The 26612-nt window shown below is 61.8% G+C and carries 26 protein-coding genes; 13 read left to right on the top strand and 13 right to left on the bottom strand.

Annotation, left to right across the window (positions count from 1 at the left end):
- Positions 1–2: 2 nt before the first annotated feature.
- The 8 genes from ppa to exaC all read right to left on the bottom strand — a co-directional run bounded on the left by ppa (position 3) and on the right by exaC (position 8493).
- Positions 3–530: an inorganic diphosphatase gene (gene ppa / locus AC1RBR_RS23715; protein ID WP_008052339.1), complete on the bottom strand. Its 528-nt coding sequence runs from the start codon at positions 528–530 to the stop codon at positions 3–5.
- Between the two features lie 112 nt (positions 531–642).
- Positions 643–1455: a M90 family metallopeptidase gene (locus AC1RBR_RS23710; RefSeq protein ID WP_492566839.1), complete on the bottom strand. Its 813-nt coding sequence runs from the start codon at positions 1453–1455 to the stop codon at positions 643–645.
- A gap of 4 nt (positions 1456–1459) precedes the next feature.
- Complete coding sequence (locus AC1RBR_RS23705; RefSeq protein ID WP_115986848.1) at positions 1460–2110, bottom strand: DedA family protein; 651 nt, start codon at positions 2108–2110, stop codon at positions 1460–1462.
- Positions 2111–2456: 346 nt separating this feature from the next.
- A complete protein-coding gene (locus AC1RBR_RS23700; RefSeq protein WP_007958617.1) occupies positions 2457–2918 on the bottom strand; it encodes a GNAT family N-acetyltransferase in 462 nt (153 codons plus the stop codon).
- A 114-nt stretch (positions 2919–3032) separates the two neighbouring features.
- Entirely contained in the window at positions 3033–3857 is an 825-nt protein-coding gene (eutC, locus tag AC1RBR_RS23695; protein WP_492566836.1) for an ethanolamine ammonia-lyase subunit EutC, read from the bottom strand.
- Positions 3858–3862: 5 nt separating this feature from the next.
- On the bottom strand, positions 3863–5257 hold the full coding sequence (locus tag AC1RBR_RS23690; RefSeq protein WP_456018009.1) for an ethanolamine ammonia-lyase subunit EutB: 1395 nt from the start codon (positions 5255–5257) through the stop codon (positions 3863–3865).
- A gap of 52 nt (positions 5258–5309) precedes the next feature.
- Complete coding sequence (gene eat / locus AC1RBR_RS23685; RefSeq protein ID WP_095139162.1) at positions 5310–6761, bottom strand: ethanolamine permease; 1452 nt, start codon at positions 6759–6761, stop codon at positions 5310–5312.
- A 211-nt stretch (positions 6762–6972) separates the two neighbouring features.
- Positions 6973–8493 carry an acetaldehyde dehydrogenase ExaC gene (exaC, locus tag AC1RBR_RS23680; RefSeq protein WP_025108675.1) on the bottom strand — a complete coding sequence of 507 codons (1521 nt, stop codon included), beginning with the start codon at positions 8491–8493 and terminating at the stop codon, positions 6973–6975.
- Between the two features lie 390 nt (positions 8494–8883).
- Here exaC and AC1RBR_RS23675 point away from each other — a divergent pair, with 390 nt between their 5' ends.
- The 4 genes from AC1RBR_RS23675 to AC1RBR_RS23660 all read left to right on the top strand — a co-directional run bounded on the left by AC1RBR_RS23675 (position 8884) and on the right by AC1RBR_RS23660 (position 13219).
- Positions 8884–10791, top strand: a complete 1908-nt coding sequence (locus AC1RBR_RS23675) for a sigma-54-dependent Fis family transcriptional regulator (protein ID WP_492566834.1) — start codon at positions 8884–8886, stop codon at positions 10789–10791.
- 157 nt (positions 10792–10948) lie between these two features.
- Positions 10949–12298 carry a UDP-N-acetylmuramate:L-alanyl-gamma-D-glutamyl-meso-diaminopimelate ligase gene (gene mpl, locus AC1RBR_RS23670; protein WP_492566832.1) on the top strand — a complete coding sequence of 450 codons (1350 nt, stop codon included), beginning with the start codon at positions 10949–10951 and terminating at the stop codon, positions 12296–12298.
- Positions 12295–12942, top strand: a complete 648-nt coding sequence (gene ubiX, locus AC1RBR_RS23665; protein ID WP_007968137.1) for a flavin prenyltransferase UbiX — start codon at positions 12295–12297, stop codon at positions 12940–12942. Before mpl ends, ubiX begins: the two co-directional genes overlap by 4 nt.
- Positions 12935–13219, top strand: a complete 285-nt coding sequence (locus AC1RBR_RS23660) for a YceK/YidQ family lipoprotein (protein WP_115986843.1) — start codon at positions 12935–12937, stop codon at positions 13217–13219. The genes ubiX and AC1RBR_RS23660 overlap by 8 nt, the downstream gene beginning before the upstream one ends.
- Before the next feature lie 162 nt (positions 13220–13381).
- On the opposite strand, the gene AC1RBR_RS23655 is transcribed toward AC1RBR_RS23660, so the two are convergent.
- The 3 genes from AC1RBR_RS23655 to AC1RBR_RS23645 all read right to left on the bottom strand — a co-directional run bounded on the left by AC1RBR_RS23655 (position 13382) and on the right by AC1RBR_RS23645 (position 16345).
- Entirely contained in the window at positions 13382–14023 is a 642-nt protein-coding gene (locus AC1RBR_RS23655) for an oxidoreductase (protein ID WP_095139170.1), read from the bottom strand.
- Between the two features lie 27 nt (positions 14024–14050).
- Positions 14051–15778: a C13 family peptidase gene (locus AC1RBR_RS23650; RefSeq protein WP_166497253.1), complete on the bottom strand. Its 1728-nt coding sequence runs from the start codon at positions 15776–15778 to the stop codon at positions 14051–14053.
- Between the two features lie 111 nt (positions 15779–15889).
- Positions 15890–16345 (bottom strand): MaoC family dehydratase, encoded by a 456-nt coding sequence (locus AC1RBR_RS23645; protein ID WP_492566830.1) that lies wholly within the window; start codon positions 16343–16345, stop codon positions 15890–15892.
- Positions 16346–16525: 180 nt separating this feature from the next.
- Between AC1RBR_RS23645 and AC1RBR_RS23640 the strand changes: the two genes are divergently transcribed.
- The 3 genes from AC1RBR_RS23640 to AC1RBR_RS23630 are packed head-to-tail and all read left to right on the top strand — an operon-like array spanning position 16526 to position 18205.
- Positions 16526–16888: a CidA/LrgA family protein gene (locus AC1RBR_RS23640; RefSeq protein WP_095139173.1), complete on the top strand. Its 363-nt coding sequence runs from the start codon at positions 16526–16528 to the stop codon at positions 16886–16888.
- Positions 16888–17604, top strand: coding sequence for an LrgB family protein (locus AC1RBR_RS23635; protein ID WP_007960614.1), 717 nt, complete (start codon positions 16888–16890; stop codon positions 17602–17604). The genes AC1RBR_RS23640 and AC1RBR_RS23635 overlap by 1 nt, the downstream gene beginning before the upstream one ends.
- Before the next feature lie 10 nt (positions 17605–17614).
- Complete coding sequence (locus AC1RBR_RS23630) at positions 17615–18205, top strand: LON peptidase substrate-binding domain-containing protein (RefSeq protein WP_115986841.1); 591 nt, start codon at positions 17615–17617, stop codon at positions 18203–18205.
- A gap of 3 nt (positions 18206–18208) precedes the next feature.
- On the opposite strand, the gene AC1RBR_RS23625 is transcribed toward AC1RBR_RS23630, so the two are convergent.
- Both AC1RBR_RS23625 and AC1RBR_RS23620 read right to left on the bottom strand, forming a co-directional pair.
- Positions 18209–19525, bottom strand: coding sequence for a bifunctional DedA family/phosphatase PAP2 family protein (locus tag AC1RBR_RS23625; RefSeq protein WP_253149611.1), 1317 nt, complete (start codon positions 19523–19525; stop codon positions 18209–18211).
- Positions 19526–19660: 135 nt separating this feature from the next.
- Positions 19661–20380, bottom strand: coding sequence for a DNA-3-methyladenine glycosylase (locus AC1RBR_RS23620; RefSeq protein WP_492566827.1), 720 nt, complete (start codon positions 20378–20380; stop codon positions 19661–19663).
- A gap of 177 nt (positions 20381–20557) precedes the next feature.
- Here AC1RBR_RS23620 and AC1RBR_RS23615 point away from each other — a divergent pair, with 177 nt between their 5' ends.
- The 6 genes from AC1RBR_RS23615 (at position 20558) to rodA (ending at position 26605) form a co-directional block, all read left to right on the top strand.
- Positions 20558–21829: a glutamate-5-semialdehyde dehydrogenase gene (locus AC1RBR_RS23615; RefSeq protein ID WP_492566825.1), complete on the top strand. Its 1272-nt coding sequence runs from the start codon at positions 20558–20560 to the stop codon at positions 21827–21829.
- Positions 21798–22520, top strand: coding sequence for a nicotinate-nucleotide adenylyltransferase (gene nadD / locus AC1RBR_RS23610; protein WP_049827899.1), 723 nt, complete (start codon positions 21798–21800; stop codon positions 22518–22520). Before AC1RBR_RS23615 ends, nadD begins: the two co-directional genes overlap by 32 nt.
- Positions 22521–22592: 72 nt before the next feature.
- Entirely contained in the window at positions 22593–23087 is a 495-nt protein-coding gene (gene rsfS, locus AC1RBR_RS23605; protein ID WP_007960601.1) for a ribosome silencing factor, read from the top strand.
- A gap of 9 nt (positions 23088–23096) precedes the next feature.
- A complete protein-coding gene (gene rlmH / locus AC1RBR_RS23600; protein WP_003185785.1) occupies positions 23097–23564 on the top strand; it encodes a 23S rRNA (pseudouridine(1915)-N(3))-methyltransferase RlmH in 468 nt (155 codons plus the stop codon).
- 10 nt (positions 23565–23574) lie between these two features.
- Positions 23575–25470 (top strand): penicillin-binding protein 2, encoded by a 1896-nt coding sequence (mrdA, locus tag AC1RBR_RS23595; RefSeq protein ID WP_095139185.1) that lies wholly within the window; start codon positions 23575–23577, stop codon positions 25468–25470.
- Positions 25471–25501: 31 nt separating this feature from the next.
- A complete protein-coding gene (gene rodA, locus AC1RBR_RS23590) occupies positions 25502–26605 on the top strand; it encodes a rod shape-determining protein RodA (protein WP_166497270.1) in 1104 nt (367 codons plus the stop codon).
- Positions 26606–26612 lie beyond the last annotated feature (7 nt).

Here is a 26612-nt window from a genome sequence, read left to right as displayed (position 1 = left end):
GCTTAGCCCTTGTAGGCAGCAACCGACTTGGTGATCGCGTCGCGAGCGGCATCAGCGCCAGCCCAGCCTTCGATCTTGACCCACTTGCCTTTTTCGAGATCTTTGTAGTTCGCGAAGAAGTGCTCGATCTGCTGGATCAGCAGAGGTGGCAGGTCGGTGTATTCCTTCACGTCGACGTACAGCTGGGACAGCTTGTCGTGTGGGACTGCGATGACTTTGGCATCGCCGCCGCCGTCGTCGGTCATGTTCAGGATGCCGACTGGACGCGCGCGGATCACCGAGCCTGGAGCAACCGGGTATGGGGTCACAACCAGCACGTCGAGGGGATCACCGTCGTCAGCCAGGGTGTTCGGGATGTAACCGTAGTTGGCCGGGTAGAACATTGGGGTGGCCATGAAACGGTCAACGAACAGGCAATCGCTGTCTTTGTCGATTTCGTATTTGATCGGCGCGTGGTTGGCCGGGATCTCGATCGCGACGTAGATGTCGTTCGGCAGGTCTTTGCCAGCCGGAATCTTGCTGTAGCTCATTGGGCGTTGCCCCCGTAGTTGACCAAAAACACTTGGCCGGATTGACCAAAAAGTGGCGGCGATTATAGGCATATTCCTACGCCGACGCCACGTACCAGAAGTCGTGCAGCGCTTACTCGTACGCCTGATAGACCGGGTCTGTGGCCTGAAGTTGCCGCAGCCTGCCCAACGGATCCTGCCGGTAGAAAAGCTGCAGTTGCAAGTAGACCTGTGGATAAGCCGCGTGCAGCAGATCCGGAGCGCTGAAGAAGTATTCGCTGGTGACCGCGAAGAACTCCGCCGGGTTTTCCGCGGCGTAGGGGTCGATGGCGGTTTCGGCATCGGAGTTGTGGTCGAGCTGGCGGTTGAGGTCATCGTAGGCGTGCTGCATGACTTCGGCCCAGTCGCTGACGCGCATGTCGGTGTGCAGCGGCGGCAGGCCATTGGCGTCGCCGTTGAGCATGTCGAGTTTGTGCGCCAGTTCGTGGATCACCAGGTTGTAGCCTTCCCAACCACCACTGGCCATCACCCCCGGCCAGGCGAGGATGATCGGCCCCTGTTGCCAGGCTTCGCCGCTGTGCTCGCCGTCCCACTCGTGCTCGACGCCGCTGGCATCGCGATGGCGTTGCGGACTGAGGAAGTCGTCGGGATAAAGGACGATTTCGTGGAAACCCTGATACCAGTTCAGCTCACCCAGATTGAGCAACGGCAACTGGGCCTGAGCGGCGAGCAGCAGGCGTTGTTCCTGATGCAGTTCGACGCCAGGCAGGGCGGTCAGGTGTTTTTCTTCGAGAAACAGCACGCTGGCTTCACGCAACCATTGGTCTTCGGCGGCGCTGATGCCGTCGAGAAAGCTCAGGTGATGGCGCACCCGTTGCCACATATCGTCGGCAATCGGGTGTCTGGCCAGGATGCGCCGGCGACGCCAGGCGCTCAACGACCACATCGGCTTAGTGCGATTGGGCTTTGGTGCCGCCAAAGCGGCTGCGCACCACACCGATGATCATCGGTATCAGCGACAGCAGGATGATGCCGACCACCAGCAGCGACAGGTTCTTCTTGATGAACGGTACATTGCCAAAGAAGTAACCCAGGGTCACCAGGCCGCCGACCCACAGCACGGTGCCGAACACGCTGAACGCGAAGAAGCGCGGATAAGGCATTTTCCCCACACCCGCGACGAACGGTGCAAACGTACGGATGATCGGCAGGAAACGCGCCAGGGTTACGGTTTTGCCGCCGTGCCTGTCGTAGAAATCGTGGGTTTTCTGCAGGTAATCGCGACGGAAAATTTTCGAATTCGGGTTGCTGAAGAGTTTTTCACCCGCCGTTCGGCCAATCACATAGTTGGTGCTGTCGCCGAGGATCGCCGCGAGCATCAGCAGACCGCCCAACAGCACCGGGTCCATACCACCGCCCGCCGCCACGGCACCGGCGATGAACAGCAGCGAATCACCCGGCAGGAACGGCATCACCACCAGACCGGTTTCACAGAAGATGACAGCGAACAGAATCGCGTAGATCCACGGCCCGTAGTTGGTTACCAGCAAATCGAGATAGACGTCGAGATGCAGGACAAGGTCGAGCGGATTGAAATCCATGGGGGCACCTGTGGTGACGGCCCGACTCGGCGGGCCTGTGCGGATGGTTCGGGTGTAAGCCTACAGCGGGATGTAGTTTTTCTTACAAGCCGGAAAGCACGGGATTATACGGTCTGAGAGGTGAAACGCGCGTTGGTTTTGTAGCGAGGGATGTCGGGGTGTGAACAAATGTCAGGCAGGCATTGATGGTGGCGGCAAGGTTGGTGTGGCGAGGGAGCTTGCTCCCGCTGGAGGGCGGAGCACTCCCAAGCCTTGATTTGCCTGACCTGTTGAGATGCCTGAGGTGGGGCCGCTTCGCAGCCCGGCGGGAGCAAGCTCCCTCGCCACAACAGGCCCTTGATGAGCGCTAGAGCTCGTCGCTGATCGGCAGCACGTAGTTCTTGAACTCAGTGTCTTCCTTGAAACCGATCGATTCGTAGGTTTTCTGCGCCACTTCGTTGTCGGCACTGGTGGAAACGCGCATGCGCACGGCTTGGGTTTCCTTGGCCATTTTCTTGGCGGTGCGGATCAGGTTGTCGGCCACCAGTTGGCGGCGGGCGTCTTCGGCGACATAGATGTCGTTGAGGATCCACACGCGCTTGAGCGACAGCGAGGAAAAGCTTGGATACAGCTGGCAGAAGCCCATGAGCTTCTTGTCGTCATCATCGGCCAAGGCCAGATAAATCACCGATTCCTTGCGGCGCAGGCGTTTTTCGAGAAACGCGCGGGAGGAGTCCGGGTAGGGCAGGGAACCGTAGAACTCGCGATATTTGACGAACAACGGGGTCAGCAAATCCAGGTGTTCGAGGGTCGCTTGAATAATCCGCATGATAGGTCTCGTCTTCAAGTGGCTGTCTTCAACTGCTCTGACGGCGATGGGAAACCCTGCGGCCGTGCATCGATCCTGCCTGAAAGCAGCGCAGAAACGCAATGCGGAAACGGTTCAGGTTGTGGGTGGATCAAGCAGGAAGTTTCCCTTCATGTCCGCACTGGTGTCCGACTCCAGCGTCTGCACCTGTGCTTCGTCCTTCAGATTGACCCCCGACAGCTGCCGCCGACAGGCTTCGCGCATCAGATAGAGCAAGCGATGCGCCGCCATGCCGTAGCTCAAGCCTTCAAGCCGCACGTTGGAAATGCAATTGCGGTAGGCATCGGTCAGCCCGACTTTTGGATTGTAGGTGAAATATAACCCCAGGCTGTCTGGGGAGCTGAGGCCTGGGCGCTCTCCTATCAGCATCACGAGCATTTTTGCCCCGAGCAGTTGACCGATTTCATCACCGATGGCGACCCGGCCCTGTTCCACCAGAACGACGGGGGCAAGCGACCAGCCCTCGGCGCTCATCTGCTCCTCCAGGCGGGTCAGAAACGGCAGGGTATGCCGATGCACTGCCAGCGCCGACAAACCGTCTGCCACCACGATCGCCAAATCGACCCCGCCGGGGTTGGCCTGCGCGTAATCCCGCAGGGTCTGCGCCGAGGCGTCGCTGAGCTTGCGCCCCAGATCCGGGCGTTGCAGGTAGCTGTTGCGATCGGTCGCCGCGCTGTGCAGCAACAAACTGTCACGTCCGCGTTCGCTCAATTGCGCGCTGAGCCCGGCATGATCGAACGGCAGATGCACCGCATCTCGCGCCTGAGCGTGAGCGAACTGGAAATCCAGCAGGGCGCTGGTTGGCAGGCTGGTACCGGTGCGGCCCAGAGCGATGCGCGCCGGGGTCAGGCGTCGTAGCTCCAGCCACGGGTTTTGCGGGTCGACAGGCGGTTTTTCCATCACACTCATCCCAGTTGCGCCAGTGCCTGGCGGAAGGCCGGCGGCAGGTTGTTGCCAAAGCGAACCTTGCCGTCCGCCTGGGTGAAAATACCCATGTTCGCCAGCCATTGCTCGAACTCCGGCGCCGGTTTCAGGCCCAGAGTCTGGCGCGCGTAGAGCGCGTCGTGGAACGAGGTGGTCTGGTAGTTGAGCATGATGTCGTCGGAGCCGGGGATGCCCATGATGAAGTTGATCCCGGCCACACCGAGCAGGGTCAGCAGGGTGTCCATGTCGTCCTGATCGGCTTCGGCGTGGTTGGTGTAGCAGATGTCGCAACCCATCGGCACGCCGAGCAACTTGCCGCAGAAGTGGTCTTCGAGGCCGGCGCGGATGATCTGTTTGCCGTTGTAGAGGTATTCCGGGCCGATAAATCCTACGACGGTATTCACCAGAAACGGCTTGAAATGCCGCGCCACGGCATAGGCCCGGGTTTCGCAGGTCTGCTGGTCGACACCGTGGTGGGCATTGGCCGACAGCGCGCTGCCCTGACCGGTCTCGAAATACATCAGGTTCTGTCCGAGGGTGCCGCGTTTGAGGCTCAGCCCGGCGTCATAGCCTTCCTGCAATACGTTGAGGTTGATGCCGAAACTGGCGTTGGCCGCTTCGGTGCCGGCAATCGACTGGAACACCAGATCCAGCGGCACACCCCGGTTGATCGCCTCGATCGAGGTGGTGACGTGGGTCAGTACACACGCCTGGGTCGGGATGTCGTAGCGCTGGATGATCGCGTCGAGCATCTCCAGCATCGCGCAGATCGAGGCGATGCTGTCGGTGGCCGGGTTGATCCCGATCATCGCGTCACCGTTGCCGTACAGCAGGCCGTCGAGAATGCTCGCGGCGATGCCGGACGGCTCGTCGGTCGGATGATTCGGTTGCAGACGGGTCGACAAGCGCCCGCGCAGGCCGAGGGTGCCGCGAAACTTCGTCACTACGCGGATCTTCTGCGCCACCAGCACCAGATCCTGCACGCGCATGATCTTCGACACGGCGGCGACCATTTCCGGGGTCAGGCCGGGGGCGAGGTTGTGCAGGCTGGTTTCGTCGGCCGCATCGCTGAGCAGCCAGTCGCGGAAACCACCGACGGTGAGGTGGCTGACCACGGTAAAGGCCTGTTTGTCGTGGGTGTCGATGATCAGTCGGGTGACTTCATCGCTTTCGTAGGGAATCAGCGCTTCCTGCAAAAAATGCGTGAGCGGGATGTCGGCCAGCGCCATTTGTGCGGCTACGCGCTCGCCGTCATTGAGCGCGGCAACGCCGGCCAGAAAGTCCCCGGAGCGCGCCGGGCTGGCCTTGGCCATGACATCCTTGAGGCTGTCGAAGCGGTAAGTCTGGGCGCCGACCGTGTGAGCGAAACTCGCCATACAGAAATCTCCGTGACGGCGCAGGCCAGGCCCGCGCCGTGGTTTTCGACCGTCAGTGCAGGGCTTGTTCGGCCTTCTGAATCGCCGCAAATTCTTCTTCCGGCGTACCTGCTACCAAGTGATGTCGACTGTAGAAAGCAAAGTAAGCAATTAACACTCCATAGATGATAGCGGCGCCGATCACGACCCGTGGATCGACGAGGAACCCCGCGATCACGGCGATGCAGGCCAATACCAGCGCCACACCCGAGGTGAAGATGCCCCCGGGCGTGCGGTACGGGCGATCCATTTTGGGGCGGCGGATGCGCAGCGTGATGTGCGCGGCCATCATCAGTACGTAGGAAATGGTCGCGCCAAACACCGCCACCAGAATCAGCAGGTCGCCCTGGCCGGTCAGCGACAGCCCGAAACCGATGACTCCGGGGATCACCAGCGCAAGTACCGGGGCCTTGCTTTTATTGGTCTCGGATAATTTGCGCGGCAGGTAGCCTGCGCGGGACAAGGCGAAAATCTGCCGCGAATAGGCGTAGATGATCGAGAAGAAACTGGCGATCAGCCCGGCCAGGCCCACGAGGTTGACGAAACCGCCCATCCAGGTCGAGCCGCCGTAGGCTTTGCTCAACGCTTCAACCAGCGGGTTGCCCGACGTCAACAGCGAGTTTGCACCTGCGCCGCCGGGCCCGACGATCAAAATCAGCAGGGCAAACGCCAGCAGCACCAACATGGCGCCGATGAGCCCGCGTGGCAGGTCGCGTTTCGGATTTTTGGTTTCTTCGGCGGCCAGCGGCACACCTTCCACCGCGAGGAAAAACCAGATCGCGTAAGGAATTGCCGCCCACACGCCGACGTAGCCGAACGGCAGGAAAGGGCTGGCGCCGGTAGCGCTGGTCACTGGTATGTCGAGCAAATTGGCGACGTCAAAGTGCGGCACCATGGCCACCAGAAATACACCGAGCGCCAGAGCGGCGATGGCCGTGATGACGAACATCAGCTTCAACGCTTCGCCAACCCCGAAAATGTGGATGGCGATAAAAATGATGTAGAACGCCAGATAAATCATCCAGCCGCCGATGCCAAACAACGATTCGCAGTAAGCGCCGATGAACACGGCAATCGCGGCAGGAGCGATGGCGTATTCGATCAGGATCGCGGTTCCGGTCAGGAAGCCGCCCCACGGGCCGAAGGCACTACGGGCAAACCCGTAACCGCCCCCCGCCGTGGGAATCATCGAGGACAGTTCGGCCAGGGAAAAGCACATGCACAAATACATGGTGGCCATCAGCAGTGTCGCGAGGAACATACCGCCCCACCCGCCCTGAGCCAGGCCAAAGTTCCAGCCTGCATAGTCGCCGGAGATCACATAAGCGACCCCAAGCCCCACCAGCAGCACCCAGCCGGCGGCGCCTTTTTTCAATTCGCGTTGTTGGAAATAGTCCGAACCGACTTTTTCGAAGTCGACGGAAGAGCCGGTCGCCGGAGCGCCAGCAGGGGATTCGCCAGGCATAGGGTTCACCATTTTTATTGTTGTATTGGCCCGGCTGTTCCGTCAGGAACTATCGGGTTGAATGGCACGCAGCTTTCGCGAGCAAGCTCGCTCCCACCGATTTCCGTGGTTAGCTCAACATTGAGATCTGATACAGATCCCTGTGGGAGCGAGCTTGCTCGCGAAAGCGGACCAGAGGGCGACACAGAAATATCTGTGTCGCCCAAGGGCTTTAGAAGAAACCCAACGGATTGATGTCGTAGCTCACCAGCAGGTTTTTGGTCTGCTGATAGTGGTCGAGCATCATCTTGTGGGTTTCACGGCCAACGCCGGACTTCTTGTATCCGCCGAACGCGGCGTGCGCCGGGTACAGGTGGTAGCAGTTGGTCCACACGCGACCGGCCTTGATCGCGCGGCCCATGCGATAGGCGCGGTTGATGTCGCGGGTCCACAGACCGGCGCCGAGGCCGAACTCGGTGTCGTTGGCGATCGCCAGGGCTTCGGCTTCGTCCTTGAAGGTGGTGATGCTCACTACCGGGCCGAAGATTTCTTCCTGGAACACGCGCATCTTGTTGGTGCCCTTGAGCAGGGTCGGCTGGATGTAATAGCCGGTCGCCAGATTGCCCTCGAGTTTTTCCACCTTGCCGCCGGTCAGCAGCTCGGCGCCTTCGCCCTTGGCGATTTCGAGGTACGACAGGATCTTGTCGAATTGCTGCTCGGACGCCTGCGCGCCAACCATGGTGTCAGTGTCCAGCGGGTCGCCACGTTTGATCTGCAGGACTTTCTTCATCACCACCTGCATGAATTCGTCGTAGATCGATTCCTGTACCAGTGCGCGGGACGGGCAGGTGCAGACTTCGCCCTGGTTGAAGAACGCCAGCACTAGCCCTTCGGCGGCTTTTTCAATGAACGTCGGCTCGGCCTGCATGATGTCTTCGAAGAAGATGTTGGGCGACTTGCCGCCCAGTTCCACGGTGGACGGAATGATGTTCTCGGCCGCGCATTTCATGATGTGCGAGCCGACCGGGGTCGAGCCGGTGAAGGCGATCTTGGCGATGCGCTTGCTGGTGGCCAGCGCTTCGCCGGCTTCTTTGCCGAAACCTTGCACCACGTTGAGCACGCCCGGCGGCAGCAGATCACCGATCAGCTCCATCAGCACGCAGATGCCCAGCGGAGTCTGCTCGGCCGGCTTGAGCACCACGCAGTTGCCGGCGGCGAGGGCCGGGGCGAGTTTCCACGCGGCCATCAGCAGCGGGAAGTTCCACGGGATGATCTGCCCGACCACGCCCAGCGGTTCATGGATGTGATAGGCCACGGTGTTGCCGTCGATTTCGGCAGCGCTGCCTTCCTGGGCGCGCAGGCAACCGGCGAAGTAGCGGAAATGGTCGGCCGCCAGCGGGATGTCGGCGTTGAGGGTTTCGCGGATGGCTTTGCCGTTATCCCAGGTTTCGGTGATCGCCAGCAGTTCGAGGTTCTGTTCGATGCGGTCGGCGATCTTCAGCAGGATCAGCGAGCGCGCCTGCACCGAGGTCGCGCCCCACGCATCGGCTGCGGCGTGGGCGGCGTCCAGTGCCTTGTCGATGTCTTCGGCAGTGGAGCGGGGGAATTCGGCAATCGGTTGGCCATTCACTGGCGAGGTGTTGGTGAAGTACTGACCTTTGACAGGCGCGACGAACTCGCCGCCGATGTAGTTACCGTACTTGCTCTTGAACGAGACTTTGGCGCCTTCAGTACCGGGGTGAGCGTAACGCATGATGTTGTTCTCCTTGGCTTTGTACTTATTAGAGAAACGCGCAAGTGCGCTTGCTATAAGCGTAGAGCAAAGGTCGGGCCACTGCCGTGCAGGGCAGGCAAATCAAGGCCTTGCGTGGTTTGAGTCGGACGGGCGGGCGCAGCCTGTGATGGTTTCGGTACAGAGGGGGTGACAGTTTGTACCGCTTTTGGCACAGCCTGTGACCGACCGGTCTTGCCAGCATTGCAATGCCGGCCTGCCTGGAGGATCCTCAGCCAACAGAAACCCTGTAGGAGCTGCCGCAGGCTGCGATCTTTTGATCTTGATCCTCAAAAACAAGATCAAAAGATCGCAGCCTGCGGCAGCTCCTACATGAGGTTTGCGTCGACCTTTCGGGGAGAATAATAAGAAATGCACGACAACCATTTGAGTCGCCATGCCCGACAGGTTCTCACCGTCAGTCAGGGCAAGCCGCACCTGCACGGACCCGGTGCCGATCCGTCGATTGCCCGCTCGTGGCTGCGCTGTCTTGAGGACTATCACCTCGATCCCGCCCTGACCATGGCGCCCACCGTGCTCGAACACGGGCGCGTGCTTGAAAGCCGCGAACGCCTGCAACAGGTGTTGCAGATCGCCGGCAATGAAATGAGCAGCCTGCATCAGCAACTGTCCGGCGCCGGTCATGCGGTGCTGCTGACCGACGCGCGCGGGGTGATCCTCAACTGCGTCACCGCGCCGGCCGAGCGCAAGATTTTCGAACGCGCCGGTCTCTGGCTCGGCGCCGACTGGAGCGAAGCCTGCGAAGGCACCAACGGCATCGGCACCTGTCTGGTCGAACGCCAGGCACTGACCATCCATCAGGACGAACACTTTCGTGGCCGCCACACCGGACTGACCTGCTCGGCAAGCCCGGTGTTCGACCCGCACGGCGAATTGCTCGCGGTGCTCGACGTGTCCTCGGCGCGCCAGGACGTTTCGCGGCAGAGCCAGTTTCACACCATGGCGCTGGTCAACCTGTCGGCGAAGATGATCGAGAGCTGCTATTTCCTGCGTTGCTTTGATAACCAGTGGCTGCTGCGTTTTCACTTGCAGGCCGAATCCGTCGGCTTGTTCAGCGAAGGGCTGCTGGCGTTTGACGGGGAAGGGCGGATCAGCGCGGTCAACCAGAGCGCGCTGAACCTGCTCGGGCATATTCGTGGTGGTTTGCTCGGCAAGCCAGTGGAGGCGTTTTTCGATTGTTCGCTGGATGAGCTGCTCGGTCGTGCCAGCGCCAATGCCAGCGCCAGTTGGCCACTGCGCACCCGCGATGGGCGGCATCTGTTTGCCTTGTTGCGCGGCGAATCGCGCAAACCGGCGCCGGTCCTGCCGGCCTCGGTCGTGGCCAAGCCGCAAGCGCTGGCGGGCATTTGCCTCGGCGACGCGGCACTGCAAGCGGATTTTCGCAAGGCGCTGCGGGTGTTCGAGCGCGACGTGCCGCTGCTGATTAACGGCGAAACCGGCTCTGGCAAGGAGGCCTTCGCCAAGGCTGTGCATCACGCCAGCCAGCGCGCCAACAAAGCTTTCGTCGCGCTCAATTGTGCGGCGATTCCCGAGAGCCTGATCGAGAGCGAGCTGTTCGGTTATCGCGGCGGCAGTTTCACCGGCGCGCGCAAGGACGGCATGCGTGGCAAGTTGCAGCAGGCCGATGGCGGCACGCTGTTTCTCGATGAGATCGGCGACATGCCGCTGGCGCTGCAGACTCGTTTGTTGCGGGTGCTGGAAGACCGGCAGGTGGTGCCGATTGGTGGCGAGCCGGAGGCGGTCAACGTGCGGATCATCAGCGCCACGCATCGCAATCTGCTGGAGCGCGTGGCGGACGGCAGTTTCCGCGAAGATCTGTATTACCGGCTCAATGGCCTCGAAGTTGCGCTACCGGCGTTGCGCGCACGCAGTGATAAATCGCAGTTGCTGGATTTTCTGCTGGCCGAGGAGGCCGGCGGCGAAACAATCGTGATCGACGAACCAGCACGCCAGGCGTTGCTGGCCTTCAACTGGCCGGGCAACGTTCGGCAGTTGCGCAATGTCCTGCGCACATTGGCGGCATTGTGTGATGAAGGGCGGATCGGGCTGGAGGATTTGCCAGCGATGATCAGGCAGTTGCGACCGCCGTTGGAGCTGAAGTCGGTTGAGTCCGAGCATCCGCTGGAAGACGCCGAACGTCTGGCGTTGCTCAATGTGCTGGAACAAACGCGCTGGCACGTGACCCAGACCGCGCAGCAGCTCGGGGTCAGCCGTAATACGCTCTACAGAAAGCTGCGTAAGCACGCGATCTCCCGTTAAACCGCATCGCGCCCTTCGCGAGCAAGCCCGCTCCCACAGGATCAGCGCCAACCTTGTGGGAGCGGGCTTGCTCGCGAAGGCGTCGGCGCAGGCGAAACACCAGGTGCGATTTCCCCCTCCCTGCGCTAACCTGCGGCCATGTTTTACGAGGTCGACTATGCACATTCATATTCTGGGTATCTGCGGGACTTTCATGGGCTCGATGGCGGTTCTGGCCAAAGAGCTGGGCCACCACGTGACCGGCTCCGACGCCAACGTCTATCCGCCGATGAGCACGCAGCTTGAGGCCCAGGGCATTCAACTGACCCAGGGCTACGATCCGGCCCAGCTCGATCCGGCACCGGATCTGGTGGTGATCGGCAACGCCATGTCCCGTGGCAACCCGGCGGTGGAATATGTGCTGAACAAAGGCCTGCCGTACGTCTCCGGCCCACAATGGCTGGCGGATCACGTGTTGCAAGGGCGCTGGGTGCTGGCGGTTGCCGGTACGCATGGCAAGACCACCACCAGCAGCATGCTCGCCTGGGTGCTGGAACACGCCGGCATGAGCCCGGGGTTCCTGATTGGCGGCGTGCCGCAGAACTTCTCGGTGTCCGCGCGACTGGGCGGCACGCCGTTCTTCGTGATCGAGGCGGACGAGTACGACAGCGCGTTCTTCGACAAGCGTTCGAAGTTTGTCCACTACCGCCCGCGCACCGCGATCCTCAACAACCTTGAGTTCGATCACGCCGACATCTTCCCCGATCTGCCGGCCATCGAGCGGCAGTTCCACCATTTGGTGCGGACTATTCCGAGCGAAGGTCTGGTGATTCACCCGACCACCGAACCGGCCTTGCAGCGCGTGATCGAAATGGGTTGCTGGACCCCGGTGCAAACCACCGGTGCCGGCGGGCAGTGGCAGGTCAAGTTGCTCAAGGACGATGGTTCGGCGTTCGAAGTGATTTTCGAAGGCGTGTCCCAGGGCACTGTCGAATGGGAGCTGACCGGTCAGCACAACGTCGCCAACGCCCTGGCTGCGCTGGCAGCGGCGCGACATGTCGGTGTGGTGCCTTCGATGGGCATCGCCGGCTTGAGCGCATTCAAGAACGTCAAACGCCGCATGGAGAAAGTCGCGGAAGTGCGCGGCATCACCATCTACGACGACTTCGCCCACCACCCGACTGCGATCGCCACCACCCTCGATGGCTTGCGCAAGCGCATCGGTGACGCACCGCTGATCGCGATCATCGAACCGCGCTCCAACTCGATGAAGCTCGGTGCGCACCGCGACGGCTTGCCGGACAGCGTGGTCGATGCCGATCAGGTGATCTGGTACGCCCCGGCCAACCTCGGTTGGGATCTGGCAGCCACTGCGGCACTGTGCAGCGTGCCGTCGATTGTCAGCGATTCGCTGGAAGGCATCATCGAACGCGTGAAGAGCCAGGCGCAGCCCGGTACTCACGTGGTGATCATGAGCAACGGCGGCTTCGGCGGCCTGCACGGCAAACTCGCCGAGGCGCTGCAATGAACACTTTCGCCCAGAGCGGCGGCCCGGAACGCATCACGCTGGCGATGACCGGCGCGTCCGGCGCGCAGTACGGTTTGCGCCTGCTCGATTGTCTGGTGCGGGAAGATCGTGAAGTGCACTTCCTGATTTCCAAGGCTGCGCAACTGGTGATGGCCACCGAGACCGATGTCACGCTGCCGCCCAAGCCGCAGATGATGCAGGCGTTCCTCACCGAGTACACCGGGGCGGCCGCCGGGCAGATCCGCGTGTACGGCAAGGAAGACTGGATGTCGCCGGTAGCCTCGGGCTCCGGCGCACCAGCGGCGATGGTTGTGGTGCCGTGTTCCACCGGGACCTTGTCGGCGATTGCCACCGGTGCCTGCAACAACCTGATCGAGCGCGCAGCGGACGTCACCTTGAAGGAGCGGCGCCAGTTGATTCTGGTGCCGCGCGAAGCGCCGTATTCGAGCATTCATCTGGAGCACATGCTCAAGCTGTCGAACATGGGCGTGACCATCCTGCCGGCCTCGCCGGGCTTCTATCACCAGCCGCAGACCATCGACGACCTGATCGATTTCGTCGTCGCGCGGATTCTCAATCTGTTGGGCATTCCTCAGGACATGCTGCCGCGTTGGGGCGAGCATCATCTGAGCAGCGATGAATAAGCTGCTGACGATTGTGCTGGCGCTGCAACTGGCCGGCTGCGCCACTGCGCGCACGCTGGATGCTGCCAAACCGGGGGCGCCGGTGGTGTATTCCGGGACGCGCCTGGATTTGTACGCGATGAATGGCGGTTGTTGTGCGATGGATCGCTTCGGGGCCGAGGCGCCGAGTTATCCGGGGGTGGACCTGCCGGCGAGTGCGTTGCTTGATACGCTGCTGTTGCCGTTGTCTTTGCTGACCGTGATTGGCGTGGGGTTTCAGGCGACCGGTGGATTGTAGGAGAGTGCTGCGCACTCCTGTGGCGAGGGAGCTTGCTCCCGCTGGGCTGCGAAGCGGCCCCAAACCCCACGACTAAATCCTTCAGATACACCGCATTATTCAGGACTGGCGACTGCTGCGCAGTCGAGCGGGAGCAAGCTCCCTCGCCACAAAGTCCCGCTGTTATTTGCCGAGCTTGCGTAACTCATCCGACTCGACGACCCGCACCCCATCCTGTTCTTCCAGCGCCAGGCGCCACATCGCCCGGGCCAGTTGGCAGGCTTCGATGCCGCGATATTTGCCGGGAATCAGTTTGGAAAACGGCGCCGCCAGCTGTTCGCCCAGGCGCGGTTCGGTACGATCACCCAGCAATAGCGATGGTCGGCAGATGGTCAGCTGCGGCCAGTCCTGCGCGCGCAATGCCTGCTCCATCTCGCCTTTGACCCGGTTGTAGAAAATCGACGATTTCGGATCGGCGCCCAGCGCGCTGATCACGATCAGGTGCCGTGCGCCCATCTCCCGCGCGCGTTTGGCGAACGCCACCACCATGTCCAGATCCACCGCGCGGAACGCGGCTTCGGAGCCGGCCTGTTTGATGGTGGTGCCGAGGCAGCAGTAGGCGATATCGACGCGACCACTGAGTTGCGGCAGAAACGCCTGTGGGTCGCCCACCGGGTTTTCCAGGTGCGGATGCTCCGCCAATGGACGACGGGACGGGGCGAGCACGCGGGTGATCGTCGGCTCGTTGAGCAAACGGTCGAGCAGATGTTCACCGGTCAGTCCGGTGGCTCCGGCAAGCAATACGTGCTGAGGCGTCAAGTACATAGTGTTTCTCCCTTGATACTGTTCAGCTTAGTTGCTGTTTGTTGCTCCGTCGTTCAATGCAGCACTCTGCAACGCTTTTCTCGCTTGCTGTTTGCGTAGCAGTTGCCAGTGCGACAGCACGGTTTTCGGTGCCCAGATCTGCGGTTCCGAGGCTTCGAAGTTGTCTGCCAGTTCGCGCTCGGCGACGGTGGCCTTGGCCAGTTTGAAGGCCTGCTCCAGATCGTCGGTCTGGTTCAGGGCCTGAGCGAACAAGGCATCGCCGAAGTAGGTGAAGTTGGCTTCTTCCGAGCAACCGAACGACACGCGATCGGCACGCGAGGCGGTCATGATCAGGGTGCGCTCATCTTTCAGCGCAGGGATGAAACCGCCGGAATAGCACGATGAAATCACGATCACCTTGTCGCGGTTTTTCAGTGGCGCGAGCACGGCGGCAAGTTCGTCGGCGGGCAGGTCGGCGAGCTCCATGCGCGGTTGATCGAGTACCAGCTCGTGTTCGGCAGTGCCGTGGCTGGTCAGGTAGATGAAGATCAGGTCTTCCGGGCCGCTGCGTTCAGCGAGGGTCTGCGCGGCGCGGCGCAGGTTTTCGCGGGTGGCCATCGGCCGGTCGGCGAGATGCTCGCGGTGGTTGACCAGACGAATCTGGCCATAAGCGCCGAAACGCGTAGTGAGCATGTTGGCGACGTAATCGGACTCGCGCAGGAACACGCTTTGCTTGCCGTCGCCGCCGAGGGTCAGGGTGTACAGCTCGACTGCTGGCGTCGACGCAGGCACGGCGGCCAGTGCGTCATCGAGCAGACGCCCTTGGGCCAGCAGGCCGAGTTCGAGGGTGTCGGGCAACAGCTTGCCGTCGGCGTCACGTACGCGCTGGCCGTTGATCCAGGTGCCGCTGAGCACGGTGCCGTCGGTCAGCACCAGAGTGCCGCGTCCGGCGTAGCTGTCGCCGTCGAACCCGCCGATGTAGAAGCTGCCGTCAGACAGGTTCAAGCGGCCCTGACCGCTGAAGCGCCAGTCGTTGAAGTAGCCGATGTAGTGGCTGCCGTCGGCACCGATCAGTTCGCCCTTGCCGGTCAGCGCACCTTCCTTGAACTGGCCGAGCCACACGTCGCCGTCGGCGTTCTCGTAGCGGCCCTTGCCGTGCAACTGACTGTTCTTGAAACCGCCGACATAGATGTCGCCATCGGCACTGTTGAACGTGCCATTGCCTTCGAGCTGGCCGTTGACGAAGTGGCCGCTGAACGTATTGCCGCTGGAGTCGCCGCGCTGGCCTTCGCCGTTGGGTTTGCCGTGGGCGAACTGGCCCTGATAGGAACTGCCGTCGTCCATTTCCAGACGACCCAGCCCGGAATACTGGTCAGCCTTGAACTCGCCACGGTAGGTCATGGCGTTTTCCTTGAGGGTGCCTTCGCCGTCGCGTCGGCCCTGCTTGAAACCGCCGGTGTAACTGCTGGCGTTGGTGGTCAGGCTGCCCTGGCCATCGAACAGGCCCTGCTGGAACTGGCCACGATAGACCTCGCCGTTGCTGCCGTGCCACTCGCCCTGGCCATGCCATTGGCCCTTGTCGAACTGCCCGGCATACCAGCTGCCGTTGGGGTAGTCGACGCGGCCCTGGCCTTGCAGCAAGCCGTTGACCAGTTCACCGCGATAGCGTCCGCCGTCCGGCAGCCGTGCATCCGGGGGCAACAGCGATTCGCCGTCGCCGCACGCGGTGAGCATCAGGGTCAGGGCAAGGGGTGCAAGAGAAGCGAGTGGGCGCATAGCGGGATCCGGGCAATTAGGCGACCGAGTATGCCGCAGCTATGTGACCTTATACAGCCGGTAAAAACAGCGCTGATGCGAAACAGCGTGCGCTGTTTCGCATCCCGTGACTTAAACGAAGCAGAGCGACAGCGGTTCGGCGATATAGGCCGGTTTGTCCGAGCCTTCTACCTCAAGCGTCGCGGTGGCCTTGAGCAGCCATTGACCGGGTTTTTTCTCGGTCACTTCGGCCAGATCGACCTTCAGGCGTACTTTTGAGTTGACCTTCACCGGCTGGATGAAACGCACGCTGTCCAGACCGTAATTGACCACCATCTTCAGGCCTTGCGGCAGCACGAGGATGTCTTCCATCAGTTTGGGGATCAGCGACAGCGACAGGAAACCGTGGGCAATGGTGCTGCCAAATGGCGTTTGCGCGGCTTTGACCGGGTCGACATGGATGAACTGATAATCCCCGGTGGCTTCGGCGAACAGGTTGATGCGCTCCTGATCGATGGTGAGCCATTCGGAACGTCCGAGTTCCTTGCCGACATAATCTTTGAGCTCTGCAACGGGAACATAGGGCATTGAGACTCTCCTTGGGTTCATCGGTTTTATAGTTTTTCAGGTGGGGGATTTGACCGCCCTGCGAACCACTGTAGATCAACATGGCGATTTGCTCCGGTCAACCGACCATGCTTTTGGCGAATGCCGATCCATAGCGCAGCCGTGCTTATAATGCCGAGGACTTGCGGGGGGAGATGTCTGATGTTGTTACGTGGCCTGACCATGCTGGTGCTGTTCCAATTGCTCGGCACGGCACTCAACCATTTGCTGTTGCCGGTGCTGCCGGGGCCGATCATCGGCTTGCTGCTGTTGCTGGTATTCCTGATCATTCGTGGTGAAGTCGGCGAGCCGCTGAACCTCGCGGCCGGCAGCCTGCTGCGTTATCTGCCATTGCTGCTGGTGCCGCCGGCGGTGGGCGTGATGGTGTATGCGAGTGACATTGCCGCGGACTTCTGGGCGATTGTCGGCGCGCTGGTGCTGTCGTTGATCCTGTCGATGGCCTTCGCCGGGGTGCTGATGCAACGCCTGGTCAAGCGTCACGCGCCGCACTCGGAGGAGTCCTGATGCTTTTCGACTGGCAAGGTGCCTGGGCCTCGGTCATCCATCATCCGCTGTTCGGCATCGGCATCACTCTCGGTGCCTATCAACTGGTGCTGGCGGCGTTCGAGAAAACCCGCTGGATCTTTCTGCAACCGGTGCTGGTCTCCATGCTGTTGGTGATCGGCGTGCTGGTCGGCTGCGGCCTGACCTACGCCGAGTACCGCAAGAGCACCGAGATCCTCAGCATTCTGCTGGGGCCAGCGACGGTGGCGCTGGCGGTGCCGCTGTATCTCAACCTCAAGCGCATCCGCCAATTGTTCTGGCCGATTTTTACTACGCTGGTGATAGGCGGGGTGGTCGCCACGGGCATGGGCGTATTGCTGGGCTGGTGGTTCGGCGCCGAGCACATGATCCTGATGACCATGGCGCCGAAGTCGGTGACCTCGCCGATTGCCATGCTGGTAGCCGAGCAGATCGGTGGTGTCGCGGCGCTGGCGGCGGTGTTCGTGCTGATCACCGGGGTGATCGGCGCGATCTTCGGCCCGGCGTTGCTGACACGCCTCGGCGTGCACAGCCCCGAGGCGCGCGGCATGGCGCTGGGCATGACCGCACACGCGGTCGGCACTTCGGTGGCGCTGCAGGAAAGCGATGAGTGCGGCGCCTTCGCGGCGCTGGCGATGAGTCTGATGGGCGTGGCCACGGCGGTGTTCCTGCCGTTGGCGGTGTCGATGGTGGTGTAAGGAAATGTCTATGAGTCTGCCGCTTTTTCCGCTGAACACAGTGCTGTTTCCCGGCTGCAACCTCGACTTGCAGATCTTCGAGGCGCGCTACCTGGACATGATCGGCCGCTGCATGAAACAGGGCGGCGGTTTCGGCGTGGTGTGCATCCTCGACGGCCACGAAGTCGGCGTTGCGCCAGAAGGCTTTGCGCTGGTCGGCTGCGAAGCGCGGATCACCGATTTCCAGCAACAGGATAACGGTCTGCTCGGGATCCGGGTGCAGGGCGGACGGCGTTTTCAGGTGTTGCGCACGGAAGTGCAGCGCGATCAGTTGATCCTCGCCGACGTCGAGTGGCTGGACGATGAGCCGGAGCAACCGCTGCAGGACGAAGACGCCGATCTGGTGGCGCTGCTCAAGGCCTTGGCCGAGCACCCGATGGTCGAGGCGTTGAACATGGGCAGCGAAGCGTTGGGGCAGCAGTCGCTGGCCAACCAGCTGGCGTATCTGCTGCCGTTCGCCGAAGAAGACAAGATCGACCTGCTGCAGCTCGACGATCCGCAGCAGCGGCTGGATGCGATCCAGGCGCTGCTTGATGAGTTGCAGGGCGAGCTGTTCGCCTGAGCGTCAGTAGGCGTAACGCAGCATCGTTTGCGGCAGATGTCTGAAGACAAACAGGCTGAACAGCAACAGCAGCGCCGGCAGAATCAGCCACCAGACCTTGAACGGCATGGCATTGAGCGGCGTCTGACGCTGGCTCAGCCACAGACCCGCCGCACACACGCATGCCGCCAGCATTGCGCCGGCCAGAATATCCGTCGGCCAATGCGCACCCAGGTACACCCGTGACAGGGCAATCGACAGCGCTGGAATACAGCCGAGCAGCAGCCAGGTCAGGCGCATGCGTGGCGGTTGGCCGCGACCGGCGAGAACCGCCAGCACCAGAAACAACGCGAAAGCCCCCGACGCATGGCCGCTGGGCATGCTGTAACTGGTTAGCGGATCGGTCAGCACCTCCGGGCGGACCCGGGCGAAAAACTGTTTGGTGACGGTATTGAGCAGTGCGGTGCACAGCAGCACGCCACCGGCAAAGATTGCCTGGCGCCATTGCCGGCACAGCAGCAACAGACCGGTGAGCAGGGCGCTGAACATCAGCATGTTGCGAAATTCACCGATCAGGGTGAACGTCACCGCGATCTCGTCCAGCATCGGTTGGCGATGTTCCTGCACCAGAGTCATCACGCCTTGGTCGAGGGCGTGCAGATACGGATAGCCAATAAACAGTCCGATCAGAATCAACAGGCTCATGCTGCTGATCCAGATCGTCGCCCGGCGATGCTGGCGCAAGCTGCTGTTGACACTCATGCCGACCATCACCGCAATGCTGGCGGCAACGATACCGGCCTGCAGCCAGAAACCTTCCGGCAGCGGCAAGCGGATCGCCGCGCCGGTGGCCCAACCCGGCAACAGGTAGGCGACGCTCCAGCCGGCGGCGGCCAGCAGGCTGACGGCGGCGAAACGCGGGAAGGGCATGTCGCACATCCCGGCGACCATCGGCAGCATCGGCCGTAACGGCCCGATGAAGCGCCCGACCAGCAGGCTGGCGATGCCGTAACGCTGGAAGTAGGTTTCGGCCCCGGCCATCCATTCCGGATGGTGGCGCAGCCCCGGCAAACGGCGGATATTCTGGTGGAAATGGCGGCCGAGGAAGTACGAAATCACGTCGCCAAGAATCCCGCCGAGAAAGCCCAGCAGCAGCGTTTCGCTCAGTGACAGCGCGCCACTGCCGGCCAGTACCGCGACGGCAAACAGCAACACCGTGCCGGGCACGATCAGCCCGGCAATTGCCAGGCACTCCACGCAAGCGACGATAAATACCGCAGCCGCCAGCCACTGCGGATTGGCGGCGAGCCACCCGGTCACGCTATCGAGCCATGGGCCCATACCAAAAACTCCATCAAATCTTCAAATTGATCCTTGTAGGAGTGAGCCTGCTCGCGATGGCGCCTGGTCAGTCGACTTCTTCGTTGACTGATGCACCGCTATCGCGAGCAGGCTCACTCCTACAGTGAATTCCTTTTACTTCAGCCCTGCCTCTGACCCCGGCAGCAAAAAATAATCGCGACCTTCGACCTGACCCCGGCGCAGCGGGTTCCGCGTACACCATTGCGCATAGCTGGCGTCGACGAAGCGATACATCAGGTGTTCGTCGCGACCCTGGGGGATACCCAGGCGGGTGGTCTGGATAATCTGCGTCGGCGCCGGCCCGGTGTCTTCCACCAGCATCAGCTCATGATCGAAACGCTTGGCGTCCCACATCGGCACCTTCAGCCCCAGCGCCTTGCACAGCAGCGTCTGCCCGGCGCAAAGCTTTTGCGAAGGGCGCGGTCGACCTTGAGCATCGGGATTGTTCAGCAGCATCTGCGCCAGACTCGCCGGCCCACTGATTTCATCGACCCACGGGTAGGCGGACTTGATCAGCACCGCATTGCCCGGCCCCTGAGCACTGAAGTTCAGCGAATCACCACCCCGTGCGTAATACATATAGATGTGTCCGCCATCCAGAAACAAAGCCTTACGTTTTTCCGTGTAGCCGAGCGATGCATGACTGCCTTTCTCCGCGCAGTAATAGGCTTCGGTTTCGATGATCCGGGCGCTGAGCCACAGATCGCCGACCCGGTGGCGGATGACTTTGCCGAGCAGATCGCGGGCCAGCACTTGCGCGTCACGGTCGAAAAAAGCGTCCGCAAGGCCCAGAGGCAGGCGCTCGTCGTTGGCGCGAACGGTCAGGTTGGACATGGCAAACGGTGGTTATCCAGGCGAAGGAGGTCGTGATGATAACAATCCGCGGCTTAATTACGGCTGAACGTCGGCAAATTGCAGTCCATTTCGACCATCCGCCTGTCACCGCTGTTAGTCCCGGGACGCGACAGCTATAATCTGCCGCTTTCCTCTTTGCCAAGACCCCAGCAGACCATGACTGAGTCCGTTCTTGACTACATGACCCGATTGGGTCGCGCCGCCCGCGAAGCTTCCCGGGTCATCGGCCGTGCCAGCACCGCGCAGAAGAACCGCGCCCTGCAGGCTGCTGCCAATGCGCTGGACGCTGCTCGCGCCGAGCTGGCCGCAGCCAATGAACAGGATCTGGCCGCCGGTCGCGCCAATGGTCTGGAGCCGGCCCTGCTGGAGCGTCTGGAGCTGACTCCGACGCGCATCGACGGCATGATCGTCGGCCTGCGTCAGGTGGCAGCACTGCCCGACCCGGTTGGTGCGATCCGTGACATGAGCTTCCGCCCGTCCGGGATTCAGGTCGGCAAGATGCGCGTGCCGCTGGGTGTGATCGGGATCATCTACGAATCCCGGCCCAACGTGACCATCGATGCCGCCAGCCTGTGCCTGAAGTCCGGCAACGCGACCATCCTGCGCGGTGGCTCCGAGGCGATTCATTCCAACCGCGCGATTGCCGCGTGCATTCAGCGCGGTCTGGCCGAGGCCGAATTGCCGGCAGCCGTGGTACAAGTGGTCGAAACCACAGACCGTGCCGCCGTCGGCGCGATGATCACCATGCCCGAGTACGTCGACGTGATCGTGCCACGCGGTGGTCGTGGCCTGATCGAACGCATCAGCCGCGATGCGCGCGTGCCGGTGATCAAGCACCTGGACGGTATCTGCCACGTATTTGTCAGCGAGCACGCCGATCTGGCGAAAGCCCAGCGCATCGCCTTCAATGCCAAGACTTATCGTTATGGCATCTGTGGGGCGATGGAGACTTTGCTCGTCGATCAAAGTGTTGCCAAGGATTTCCTGCCGTCGATGGCTGCCCAGTTCCGCGAAAAAGGCGTCGAACTGCGTGGCTGCGAACGCACCCGGGCGATCATCGACGCGGTGGCGGCCAGCGAAGACGACTGGAGCACCGAGTATCTGGCGCCGATCCTGTCGATCCGGGTGGTCGACGGACTGGATCAGGCTATCGAACACATCAACCATTACGGCTCGCATCACACCGACTCGATCGTCAGCGAAAACCTCGCCGACACCCGGCGTTTCGTCGCGGAAGTCGACTCGGCGTCGGTGATGATCAACACCCCGACGTGCTTCGCCGATGGGTTCGAATACGGATTGGGTGCCGAGATCGGCATTTCTACTGATAAGCTGCACGCCCGCGGCCCGGTGGGCCTCGAAGGACTGACCTGCGAGAAGTACATCGTGATCGGTGATGGCCAGTTGCGCGGCCAGGCGACGGTCTGACTTGACCGACCTCGACCTGACAGCGCCACTGCCTGACGGCGAACTCCGACCCCGGCGCATCGGCGTACTGGGCGGCACGTTCGATCCAGTGCACATCGGCCATTTGCGCGGTGCGCTGGAAGTCGCCGAAGCGCTGCTGCTCGACGAGCTGCGCATGATGCCCAGCGCCCGGCCGCCGCACCGCGATACGCCGCAGGTGTCGGCGCAGGATCGGTTGGCAATGGTTGAGTGCGCGGTGGCCGGAGTGCCGCCGCTGGTGGTGGACGCCCGCGAATTGCAGCGGGACAAACCGTCCTACACCATTGATACCCTGGAGTTGATGCGTGCCGAAATGGCCGCCGAGACCCAGGTTTTTCTGCTTTTGGGCTGGGACGCATTTTGCGGCCTGCCCACTTGGCACCGCTGGGAAGAGTTGCTCCAGCATTGCCATATCCTGGTGCTACAGCGCCCGGACGCCGACAGCGAACCGCCGGATGCCTTGCGCAACCTGCTGGCAGCGCGTTCGGTGAGCGACCCGCTGGCCCTGAAAGGGCCGAGCGGACAGATTGCATTCGTCTGGCAGACACCGCTCGCGGTTTCCGCCACCCAGATCCGTCAACTGCTGGCCAGCGGTAAGTCGGTACGTTTCCTGGTGCCCGACGCGGTCCTGGCCTACATCGATGCGCACGGTCTGTACCGTGCGTCGAACTGAACAAGGCGTGCTTCACTGATACGAATCCACGTATCGCCAAGCCGCCGAATACATGAGCAAAACGAGTTTTATATGACCGACAAAGATGTAAGCAAAGTTAAGCGCAAAGGCACCTTCAAGAGCGCGCCGCTGCCGGAAGTCGCCAACACCAATGAGCCGCTCAAGGGCGACGAGCTGGTCAAGGTTGCCGTGGCAGCCCTGGAAGACGTCAAGGCGCAAGACATCCAGATCATCGATGTGCGTGACAAGCAGAGCATCACCGACTACATGATCATCGCCACCGGTACCTCCAATCGCCAGATCAACGCGATGCTGGACAAGGTCCGTGAAGAAGTCAAAAAGCAGGGCGCCAAGCCGCTGGGCGAAGAAGGCAAGGGCGACAGCGACTGGGTTCTGCTCGACCTCGACCTGGTGATCGTGCACATGATGACTGCCTCGGCGCGTCAGTTCTACGACCTGGAACGCCTGTGGGCCGGCGCCGAGCAAAGCCGTGCGGCAGACGCCAAGCACCACAGCCCGGAAAACACCCACGAGCATTTCACCAAGCTCAACAAAGACCAGCTGTAAGGTATTGCTGTGCGACTGCGACTGATCGCCGTCGGTTCACGCATGCCCAAGTGGGTGGAAGAAGGCTGGCATGAATATGCCAAGCGTCTTCCGTCCGAGCTGGCGCTGGAACTGGTGGAAATTCCGCTCAATACCCGTGGCAAGAACGCCGACGTGGCCCGTTTCATCCGCCAGGAAGGCGAAGCCATGCTGGCCAAGGTCGGGCCGAACGAGCGGATTGTCACGCTGGAAGTCCACGGCAAGCCCTGGAGCACCGAGCAACTGGCGGTCGAACTCGACCGTTGGCGGCTGGATTCGCGCACGGTCAATTTCATGGTCGGCGGCCCCGAAGGGCTGGCGCCGGAAGTCTGCGCCCGCGCCGATCAGCGCTGGTCGTTGTCGCCGCTGACCTTGCCGCACCCGCTGGTGCGGATCCTGATCGGCGAACAGCTGTACCGTGCCTGGACCGTGCTGTCCGGTCACCCTTACCACAAGTAGTCCTGCCCTCATGTCTCAGCCGATCCGCATCAAGGACCACGAAAAGGACGCCCGCCTGGTGCGTAGCCGCGTCGTGTTCGGGGCCGTGGCGATCATGCTGTTGATCGGCGTGCTGATTGCGCGGCTGTACTACTTGCAGGTGATCCAGTACGAGTACCACTCGACGCTCTCGGAAAACAACCGGGTCCATGTGCAGCCGATTCCGCCGACCCGTGGGTTGATCTTCGACCGCAACGGCGTGGTGGTGGCGGACAACCGCCCCAGCTTCAGCCTGAGCATGACCCGCGAGCGCTCCGGCGACTGGCAGCAAGTGCTCGACGTGATCGTCGAAGTGCTGCAGCTGACGCCCGAGGACCGGGTGATCTTCGAGAAGCGCATGCGTCAGGGGCGCCGGCCGTTCGAGCCAGTGCCGATCCTGTTCGAGCTGACCGAAGAGCAGATCGCCCGGATCGCGGTGAACCAGTTCCGCCTGCCCGGGGTGGAAGTGGTTGCGCAGCTGGTGCGCCACTACCCGCAGGGCGCTCACTTTGCGCACTCGGTGGGTTACATGGGGCGGATCAACGAGAAAGAGCTGAAGACCCTCGACCCGGTCAACTACAGCGGCACTCACCACATCGGCAAGACCGGCATCGAGCGTTTCTACGAGCCGGAACTGCACGGCCAGGTGGGTTACGAGGAAGTCGAGACCAACGCCCGGGGCCGCGTATTGCGCGTGCTCAAGCGGACCGATCCGATTCCCGGCAAGGACATCGTCCTGAGTCTGGACATCAAACTGCAAGAAGCAGCCGAAGCGGCACTGGGCGGGCGTCGCGGCGCGGTGGTTGCGCTCGATCCGAACACCGGCGAAGTGCTGGCGATGGTCAGTCAGCCGAGTTTCGACCCGAACCTGTTTGTCACCGGCATCAGCTTCAAGGCCTATGCCGAGCTGCGCGATTCCATCGACCGGCCGCTGTTCAACCGCGTTCTGCGCGGTCTGTACCCCCCGGGTTCGACGATCAAGCCGGCGGTGGCAATTGCCGGTCTTGATGCCGGAGTGGTGACGGCGTCGAGCCGGGTGTTCGACCCCGGTTACTACATGCTGCCCAACTACGATCACAAATACCGCAACTGGAACCGCACCGGTGACGGCTTCGTCGACCTCGACACGGCGATCATGCGTTCCAACGATACTTACTTCTATGACCTGGCGCACAAGCTGGGCATCGATCGGCTGTCGGCCTACATGAACAAGTTCGGCATCGGCCAGAAGGTCTCGCTGGACATGTTCGAAGAATCCCCTGGCCTGATGCCGTCCCGCGAGTGGAAACGCGCGACGCGCAAGCAGGCGTGGTTCCCGGGCGAAACCCTGATTCTGGGGATTGGCCAGGGTTATATGCAGTCCACACCGTTGCAACTGGCGCAGGCCACGGCGCTGGTCGCCAACAAAGGCATCTGGAACCGCCCGCACCTGGCCAAGACCATCGAAGGCGCCAAACCTGTGGATGAGAACCCGATGCCGAACATCGTCCTGCGCGATCCGTCGGACTGGACCAAGGTCAACCACGGCATGCAGCAGGTGATGCACGGCGCCCGGGGTACCGCGCGCAAGGCGGCGATCGGTGCGCAATACCGCATCGCCGGCAAGTCCGGTACGGCTCAGGTCGTCGCGATCAAGCAAGGCGAGAAATACGACCGTTCCAAGGTTCAGGAGCGCCACCGCGACCACGCCTTGTTCGTCGGATTCGCCCCGGCCGACAACCCGAAAATCGTGGTTTCGGTGATGGTCGAGAACGGTGAGTCCGGTTCCGGAGTCGCCGCGCCAGTGGTGCGTCAGGTCATGGATGCCTGGCTTCTGGATCAGGATGGTCGATTGAAGGCCGAATACGCCGGTCCTATCAGTGCGGAGGCTACGGCCCGTGATGAATAATTTTGATCGCATGCTCTCCAGCGAGGATGTGATGCGTCGCCGGGCGACGCTGCTGCAACGTCTGCATATCGATGGCCCGCTGTTGATCCTGCTGCTGATCCTCGCCGCAGGCAGTCTGTTCGTGCTGTATTCGGCCAGTGGCAAGAGCTGGGATCTGCTGGGTAAACAGGCCACCTCGTTCGGCATCGGTCTGGTGTCGATGATCGTCATCGCCCAGTTCGAACCGCGCTTCATGGCGCGTTGGGTGCCGCTCGGTTACGTGATCGGCGTGGTGCTGCTGTTGGTGGTGGACATCATGGGCCACAACGCCATGGGCGCGACGCGCTGGATCAACATCCCCGGGGTGATCCGCTTCCAGCCCTCGGAGTTCATGAAGATTCTGATGCCGGCGACGATTGCCTGGTATCTGTCCAAGCGCACGCTGCCGCCGCAGCTCAAGCACGTCGGCATCAGCCTGATGCTGATCGGCGTGCCGTTCATTCTGATCGTGCGCCAACCTGACCTCGGGACTTCGCTGCTGATTCTGGCCGGCGGTGCGTTCGTGCTGTTCATGGGCGGCCTGCGCTGGCGCTGGATCCTCAGCGTGCTGGCTGCCGCCGTGCCGGTGGCGATCGCCATGTGGTTCTTCATCATGCACGACTACCAGAAGCAGCGGATCCTCACGTTCCTCGACCCGGAAAGCGATCCGCTCGGCACCGGCTGGAACATCATCCAGTCGAAAGCCGCGATCGGTTCCGGCGGTGTGTTCGGCAAGGGCTGGCTGCTGGGCACCCAGTCGCACCTGGACTTTTTGCCGGAAAGCCACACCGACTTCATCATCGCCGTACTGGGCGAAGAGTTCGGTCTGGTGGGCATCTGCGCGCTGCTGCTGATCTATCTGTTGCTGATCGGTCGCGGCCTGGTGATTACCGCCCAGGCGCAGACGCTGTTCGGCAAACTGCTCGCCGGCGCGCTGACCATGACGTTTTTTGTTTATGTTTTCGTCAACATCGGTATGGTCAGTGGCCTGTTGCCGGTGGTGGGGGTGCCGTTGCCCTTCATTAGCTACGGAGGAACTTCGCTGGTGACACTGCTGTCAGCGTTTGGGGTTTTGATGTCGATTCATACGCATCGCAAGTGGATCGCACAGGTTTGAATAAGGT

It is taken from the genome of Pseudomonas sp. GW823-FHT01D03 (genome assembly GCF_058798255.1).
This window is presented reverse-complemented; position numbering and strand designations above follow the sequence as displayed.

Excerpts from the sequence above, each read along its gene's own strand:
- ppa (WP_008052339.1), bottom strand. The coding sequence starts at position 530 with ATGAGCTACAGCAAGATTCCGGCTGGCAAAGACCTGCCGAACGACATC.
- AC1RBR_RS23710 (WP_492566839.1), bottom strand. The coding sequence starts at position 1,455 with ATGTGGTCGTTGAGCGCCTGGCGTCGCCGGCGCATCCTGGCCAGACAC.
- AC1RBR_RS23705 (WP_115986848.1), bottom strand. The coding sequence starts at position 2,110 with ATGGATTTCAATCCGCTCGACCTTGTCCTGCATCTCGACGTCTATCTC.
- AC1RBR_RS23700 (WP_007958617.1), bottom strand. The coding sequence starts at position 2,918 with ATGCGGATTATTCAAGCGACCCTCGAACACCTGGATTTGCTGACCCCG.
- eutC (WP_492566836.1), bottom strand. The coding sequence starts at position 3,857 with ATGGAAAAACCGCCTGTCGACCCGCAAAACCCGTGGCTGGAGCTACGA.
- AC1RBR_RS23690 (WP_456018009.1), bottom strand. The coding sequence starts at position 5,257 with ATGGCGAGTTTCGCTCACACGGTCGGCGCCCAGACTTACCGCTTCGAC.
- eat (WP_095139162.1), bottom strand. The coding sequence starts at position 6,761 with ATGCCTGGCGAATCCCCTGCTGGCGCTCCGGCGACCGGCTCTTCCGTC.
- exaC (WP_025108675.1), bottom strand. The coding sequence starts at position 8,493 with ATGCGTTACGCTCACCCCGGTACTGAAGGCGCCAAAGTCTCGTTCAAG.
- AC1RBR_RS23675 (WP_492566834.1), top strand. The coding sequence starts at position 8,884 with ATGCACGACAACCATTTGAGTCGCCATGCCCGACAGGTTCTCACCGTC.
- mpl (WP_492566832.1), top strand. The coding sequence starts at position 10,949 with ATGCACATTCATATTCTGGGTATCTGCGGGACTTTCATGGGCTCGATG.
- ubiX (WP_007968137.1), top strand. The coding sequence starts at position 12,295 with ATGAACACTTTCGCCCAGAGCGGCGGCCCGGAACGCATCACGCTGGCG.
- AC1RBR_RS23660 (WP_115986843.1), top strand. The coding sequence starts at position 12,935 with ATGAATAAGCTGCTGACGATTGTGCTGGCGCTGCAACTGGCCGGCTGC.
- AC1RBR_RS23655 (WP_095139170.1), bottom strand. The coding sequence starts at position 14,023 with ATGTACTTGACGCCTCAGCACGTATTGCTTGCCGGAGCCACCGGACTG.
- AC1RBR_RS23650 (WP_166497253.1), bottom strand. The coding sequence starts at position 15,778 with ATGCGCCCACTCGCTTCTCTTGCACCCCTTGCCCTGACCCTGATGCTC.
- AC1RBR_RS23645 (WP_492566830.1), bottom strand. The coding sequence starts at position 16,345 with ATGCCCTATGTTCCCGTTGCAGAGCTCAAAGATTATGTCGGCAAGGAA.
- AC1RBR_RS23640 (WP_095139173.1), top strand. The coding sequence starts at position 16,526 with ATGTTGTTACGTGGCCTGACCATGCTGGTGCTGTTCCAATTGCTCGGC.
- AC1RBR_RS23635 (WP_007960614.1), top strand. The coding sequence starts at position 16,888 with ATGCTTTTCGACTGGCAAGGTGCCTGGGCCTCGGTCATCCATCATCCG.
- AC1RBR_RS23630 (WP_115986841.1), top strand. The coding sequence starts at position 17,615 with ATGAGTCTGCCGCTTTTTCCGCTGAACACAGTGCTGTTTCCCGGCTGC.
- AC1RBR_RS23625 (WP_253149611.1), bottom strand. The coding sequence starts at position 19,525 with ATGGGCCCATGGCTCGATAGCGTGACCGGGTGGCTCGCCGCCAATCCG.
- AC1RBR_RS23620 (WP_492566827.1), bottom strand. The coding sequence starts at position 20,380 with ATGTCCAACCTGACCGTTCGCGCCAACGACGAGCGCCTGCCTCTGGGC.
- AC1RBR_RS23615 (WP_492566825.1), top strand. The coding sequence starts at position 20,558 with ATGACTGAGTCCGTTCTTGACTACATGACCCGATTGGGTCGCGCCGCC.
- nadD (WP_049827899.1), top strand. The coding sequence starts at position 21,798 with ATGGCCAGTTGCGCGGCCAGGCGACGGTCTGACTTGACCGACCTCGAC.
- rsfS (WP_007960601.1), top strand. The coding sequence starts at position 22,593 with ATGACCGACAAAGATGTAAGCAAAGTTAAGCGCAAAGGCACCTTCAAG.
- mrdA (WP_095139185.1), top strand. The coding sequence starts at position 23,575 with ATGTCTCAGCCGATCCGCATCAAGGACCACGAAAAGGACGCCCGCCTG.
- rodA (WP_166497270.1), top strand. The coding sequence starts at position 25,502 with ATGCGTCGCCGGGCGACGCTGCTGCAACGTCTGCATATCGATGGCCCG.